The organism is Streptomyces durbertensis, assembly GCF_014156695.1.
In the GTDB taxonomy this organism is placed as follows: Bacteria; Actinomycetota; Actinomycetes; order Streptomycetales; family Streptomycetaceae; genus Streptomyces; species Streptomyces durbertensis.
On record NZ_WMLF01000621.1, the window covers coordinates 1 to 2,397 of the forward strand.

Here is a 2,397-nt window from a genome sequence, read left to right on the forward strand (position 1 = left end):
TCGCCACCCACGCCCTCCGCCGCCGCACGCCCGGCGGCGACGTGCTCGCCGACACACCGGCGGGCCCGCCCCCGGCGCTGCTCGCCGGCCTGGCGTTCTCGACCGCCGGGGACACCGCGCTGCTCTTCGACACGCGCGAGCCGGCGTTCCTGCTGGGCATGGCCGCCTTCCTGGGGACACAGGTCAGCTACACCGCCGGGTACGTCGGCCTCGGCGCGCTGCGCGGCATCAGGCGCCGGCCCGGGCCGGCGCTGGGCTGTCTCGCCGTGTGGGCCGCCGCGAACGCGGCGCTGGCCCCCACCCTGGAGCGGAGGCTGCGGCTGCCGGTCGCCGGCTACAGCCTGGCGCTGGCGGTGATGGGCGCGGCGGCGCTGGGCGTGGGCGGCAAGGTCGGCGCCGGCGCGGTGTCCTTCCTCGCCTCCGACCTGCTCATCGGCGTCCAGGCGGCCGGCCACGTATTCCCGGGCCAGGAGGTCATGATCATGGCCGGCTACCTGTTCGGCCAGTACCTCATCACCACGGGCTGGCTGGAGCTGGCCTGACGCCGGCCGCCCGGGCGGGGCCGGTAACGTCGTCGGGTGCACGCGCAGAAACCGACACCCGAACTCTTCAGCTGGGAGTTCGCCGCCGACCCCTACCCCGCCTACGCCTGGCTGCGGCAGCACGCTCCGGTCCACCGCACCACCCTGCCCAGCGGCGTGGAGGCGTGGCTGGTGACGCGCTACACGGACGCCCGCCAGGTGCTCGCCGACCAGCGGCTCAGCAAGAACCCCGGGCACCACAGCGAGCAGGCCCACGGCAAGGGAAAGGTCGGCATCCCGGGCGAGCGCAGCGCCAACCTGATGACCCACCTGCTCAACATCGACCCGCCCGACCACACCCGGCTGCGGCGGCTGGTCTCCAAGGCGTTCACCCCGCGCCGGGTCGCCGAGTTCGAGCCGCGCGTACAGGAGCTGACGGACGGCCTGATCGAGGCCTTCGCGCCGCGCGGCGAGGCCGACCTCATCCACGAGTTCGCGTTCCCGCTGCCGATCTACGCCATCTGCGACATGCTCGGCGTGCCCGCCGAGGACCAGGACGACTTCCGCGAGTGGGCCGGGCTGATGATCCGGCACGGCGGCGGGCCGCGGGGCGGTGTGGGCCGCTCGGTGAAGAAGATGCGCGGCTACCTCCAGGACCTCATCCACCGCAAGCGCGACGACCTCGGCGAGGACCTGATCTCCGGCCTGATCAGAGCCAGCGACCACGGCGAGCACCTCACCGAGAACGAGGCCGCCGCGATGGCCTTCATCATCCTGTTCGCCGGCTTCGAGACCACGATCAACCTCATCGGCAACGGCACCCTCGCCCTCCTCCGCGACCCCGGCCAACGCCGCCGGCTCCAGGACGCGTTGGCGGCCGGCGGCGCGGAGGCCGACACGCTGCTGGACACGGCGGTGGAGGAACTGCTGCGCTACGACGGACCGGTGGAGCTGGCCACCTGGCGCTTCGCCACCGAGCCGCTGACGCTCGACGGGCAGCGGATCGGCACCGGGGAACCGGTCCTGGTCGTTCTGGCGTCCGCCAACAGGGACCCGGAGAAGTTCGACCGCCCCGACGTGCTCGACCTCGGGCGGCGGGAGAACCAGCACCTGGGCTACGGCCACGGCATCCACTACTGCCTCGGCGCCCCACTCGCCCGACTGGAGGGAAAGGTCGCGCTTTCGACCCTGCTGCGCCGCTTGCCCGATATGGAGTTGGCGGTCGAGGACGAGCAACTCCGCTGGCGGGGCGGCCTCATCATGCGCGGACTGCGTCAACTGCCGGTCCGGTTCGGCGCCGTGACCAATGCGTGATCTCGGCGACACTGGCTTGTGATCCTGGCGGGCGGCCGCTACCTTCAGCCGTCAGTCGACGAGCCGCACGCAACTCGCGTCACAGCTGTCACCTGTGTCACTCGTGTCACGAGTGAGGCGGCGCGTCGTCCCAGGCACTTCCGCACGAGAGGCAACCGCATGCTTTCCGGGACCGGCCGTCACCGCCGACCTCGTCAGGCCCCAGCGATCCTGGTCACGGCGGGGGTGACCAGCGCGGGCATCGCGATGCCGTTCATGGGGGCCACCGGCGCCCAGGCCGTCGAACCCTCCACCTGGGACGCCGTCGCCCAGTGCGAGAGCGGCGGCACATGGAGCGCCAACCAGGACAACGGCTACTACGGCGGTTTCCAACTCACCCTCAAGACGTGGAAGAAGTACGGCGGTACCGAGTACGCCGCACGCCCCGACCTGGCCAGCCGGGGCCAGCAGATAGCCGTCGCCGAGAAGATCCTCGCCGGCGAGGGCCCCGAGGCCTGGCCGGTCTGCGCGGTCAGCAGCGGACTCGCCGCCGAGGCCAACGCCTCGGCCGACGGCGCCACCC

Annotated in this window: 3 protein-coding genes; all 3 read left to right on the plus strand. The window is 72.4% G+C overall.

What is annotated here, in order from left to right:
- Positions 1-542: lysoplasmalogenase family protein (locus GL263_RS25155; protein ID WP_182858039.1), on the plus strand; the 542-nt coding region annotated here is incomplete at its 5' end.
- Between the two features lie 36 nt (positions 543-578).
- Positions 579-1,835, plus strand: coding sequence for a cytochrome P450 family protein (locus GL263_RS25160; RefSeq protein WP_182858040.1), 1,257 nt, complete (start codon positions 579-581; stop codon positions 1,833-1,835).
- 159 nt (positions 1,836-1,994) lie between these two features.
- Positions 1,995-2,397 (plus strand): transglycosylase family protein (locus tag GL263_RS25165; protein WP_182858041.1); only part of this gene is annotated, 403 nt, incomplete at its 3' end.